The organism is Candidatus Hakubella thermalkaliphila, assembly GCF_013281975.1.
In the GTDB taxonomy this organism is placed as follows: domain Bacteria; phylum Actinomycetota; class Humimicrobiia; order Hakubellales; family Hakubellaceae; genus Hakubella; species Hakubella thermalkaliphila.
The window spans coordinates 1-3133 of sequence record NZ_BLRZ01000154.1 but is presented as its reverse complement, the minus strand read 5'-3'; the positions used below and the strand labels follow the sequence as shown (position 1 = coordinate 3133).

2 protein-coding genes and 1 pseudogene are annotated in these 3133 nt (G+C 43.4%); all 3 read left to right on the top strand.

Going from position 1 to position 3133, the window contains the following annotated elements; genetic code table 11:
- Positions 1-160 precede the first annotated feature (160 nt).
- The 3 genes and pseudogenes from HW443_RS10160 to HW443_RS10155 all read left to right on the top strand — a co-directional run bounded on the left by HW443_RS10160 (position 161) and on the right by HW443_RS10155 (position 3060).
- Positions 161-2824, top strand: coding sequence for a serine/threonine protein kinase (locus HW443_RS10160; protein WP_176238149.1), 2664 nt, complete (start codon positions 161-163; stop codon positions 2822-2824).
- Positions 2800-2868, top strand: a pseudogene (locus HW443_RS14045) (hypothetical protein); the annotation flags it as partial. The gene HW443_RS10160 and the pseudogene HW443_RS14045, both read left to right, overlap by 25 nt.
- A gap of 12 nt (positions 2869-2880) precedes the next feature.
- Positions 2881-3060: a hypothetical protein gene (locus HW443_RS10155; RefSeq protein ID WP_176238148.1), complete on the top strand. Its 180-nt coding sequence runs from the start codon at positions 2881-2883 to the stop codon at positions 3058-3060.
- Positions 3061-3133 lie beyond the last annotated feature (73 nt).

Here is a 3133-nt window from a genome sequence, read left to right as displayed (position 1 = left end):
AGGAGTAATTCCCCACCTTGGGCAAAATGCCCTTAGTTTTTGGACACCCTCTTAAACTTAGTCTGATTGCAGACTTTGCCCAAAAGCTAACAAATTTGACTAAAACCGTTGAGAGCATTGATTCTTGGCTGGAGATAGTGGCTAACTTGATGAGGGAGAAATGACAAACAACGGACCCTCTGGCCCTTATCAAGAATACGTAGGCAAGGATAAGGTGGGTGACATGGAGGACAAGGCTAAGAAGATACCAAAAGACACAGAGCGTTTAGCTGATCAAACAAAGAGCTTAGGCTCAAAAGAGACTGAGAAGATGAGAGGAGAACCTTTAAGAGGATTTCCCGTTTTTCTCACCAAGGGAGAGGTAGTAAAAGATAGATACCAGGTAGTAGATATGCTTGGTGCACCTACGGGTGAGTCTCTGGTGTACCTGTGTGTGGATGGAGAGCAAAATCAAAATGTAGTTCTAAAACTCTATCATGCCGGGTTCTCTCCCAAAATGGATATAGTCAAAAGACTGGTAGAGTTAACACATCCTGATATTGTTAATTTCTTAGACTATGGTTACATTAACGACCAGTTCTACGAGATCGCAGAATATGCTGAAGGTGGCTCGCTCTTAGAAAGGCTTAAAGAGAAAGCTTTCTCAGAAGAAGAATTAACAAGATCAGTCATTCCTGAGGTTGTTAATGCTCTTAAGTTTTGTCATGCACTTGGCATAATCCATAGAGATATCAAACCTGCAAATATCTTTTATAGGAGTCGGGGAAGAAAAGACATCGTATTGGGTGATTTCGGAATCTCTTCAGTTCTTGAAGAAGAGTCTTCTGTAAGACGCACCAAAGGTGCTTTAACCTATGACTATGCCTCCCCGGAACATTTTACAGAGTATATAGGGAGAGAGGCCGATTACTATTCCCTCGGTATGACGCTGCTTCATCTTCTCCTGGGGGTAGCTCCTATGGAAGGACTCACAGATGCGCAGAAGATGCACAGACATCTCGCAGAGAAGATTCAACTCCCTGATAATCTTGGAGAAAAATTCAAGACGCTTTTATCAGGTCTTCTTATCAAGGAAAGGAAGAAACGCTGGGGAGCATCTGAAATAGAGAGATGGTTGAAGGGAGAAGATGTTCCTGTTTATGAAGAGAAGATCAGAGCCGCCCCTCTCTCATTTGACCCTTATAAATTTACAGCTAAGGATGTAGCCCGCACCCCCAAAGAACTGGCTATCTTGATACAAACATTTGCTGACAGAGAACTGGTAAAGAAACATTTTTCCAAGGGTTGGTTCAGTACCTGGCTGGCAAAAGTTGACCAAGATCTTGCATACAAGGTTCTTAGAATAGAGGAAGAAGCAAAAAGCGTAGATTTGGCCCTACTTGAAATAAGCTGTCTACTGGACCCGGAGATACCTTATGTCCTAGTTCCTGAAGAACAGGCTGAGACTCCCCAAGAACTTGGGTCCCAAATTGACAAGCACTGGAAGATAGGAAAGGAACATATCTTCTCAGGGAAGATTTCCGCCTGGCTCAAACATGCTGGACATCAGGATATTTTTGAAAAGTTGGAAAAGATAAGGAAGGAATACGGGGAACAGCAAGACAGAGGGGTAGAGATATTCTTACAATCTTTAGGCTTGCCCGCTCCTGAATTTAGTATAGAACCTGTAACCCTATCCCTGGGCACCATAGAGAGCATAGAGAGGGTGAGCCGAAAGGTGAAACTCACCCATACAGGTAAAAGAGGTTATCTATGTGGAGAGATAAGATTTTCTGAAGAGATCGATGGAGTCTATTTGGAAGAGTTTATTCTGAAGGAGTTGCCTCGGACTGGGAAAGCCAAAACAGACCTCATAAACATCAGGTTATGGCCTGGTAAATCTGTTGAATTCAATCTAGTGATAGACGCACCAAGGATTCCTATTGGCAGGAAATATGATTTATCTTTGGTTACCAAGACCAATGCTGTCTCGGAGATAAGTATTCCCCTCTCTTTCTCTATTGACTTGCCTACCTACAGCAAGAAGAGGTCCCAAAAGCCCCTGCAGGTTGATAAAGGAGTAGAGATATATACTCTGGGAGAACTAGCGGAGTACTGCTATCAAAAATGGTCTCAGACAGACGATCAAATCTTAAGCGGACAGGTAGTAAAAGATGCTTTGCATTTATTGCAGGACAAGAAATTAGCAACCTGGATTAAGGAAAGCCTCAGCGAAAGACAGATTACGCAAGAAGTAGAAAAGATTGTTTCTGCTGATATGGCCTTTTCTGAGAAATGTTATAGATTTTTGAAACTGAGCGGTGTTTTTGAAGAAAATCGTCTCATCACCCTCTTTAGACAACTGAGGAAAAAAGAGTTTGAGGTTGAAAGAGATTCAAAGATAGAGACGGTCAAGAATGAGATACGCTCTCGTGTTTTTAGAGAACGTGGACATAGTTGGGTAGAATATGGTGTCTATGGTGTCCTGGTATACATCGTTGTGTCAATTGTAAGTGTTTCCACGTTGGTAGGATGGGAGGAAGGGCCGTTTCTGCCTAATATAATACTATTTATTATAATGACTATATTATGGCCTTTAACTCTTATATATGTGATAATACTCAGTATAATACTCAGAGAATGGGTAGGTTGGCATCCCTTCCTGCTGATAGCGTTTACAGGTATTTCTACATGGATTTTCATAGCCTTAGTAAGAAGAAGTGGGGTAAGCATGGAGGTTACAATGAAACCGGAGGAAGAACGAGAGCTGTCATTAAGAACCGAAACCATAGAATACGGGGATTTAAGGAAGTTAGAGGAATCGGAGGCGCTTACCGCCGCTTAAAGAGATATGCTATACCTCTTCTGGTAAGTGCTGTCGGCAAGGCAGAGCGAGTGGCCATGGCTATGGATAGCAAAGCCTTTGGGGCCTACCCGACTCGAACCTATTGGCGGGATATCCGAGTGAGAGAGATAGACTGGGTTGTTTTAGCAACAGCTCTGGTGGGGACGGCGGCGATCATCCTGGCTCTATGGAAGCTGGGAACGCTCCGGTGGCTGAGCGGAAGTCTTTCCTGGTAACAAATCGAGCAATTAAGTAGGAATCGCCCATGCACCGCGGCGCACCACGTCGCATGAAAATTGGGTTAGGTGG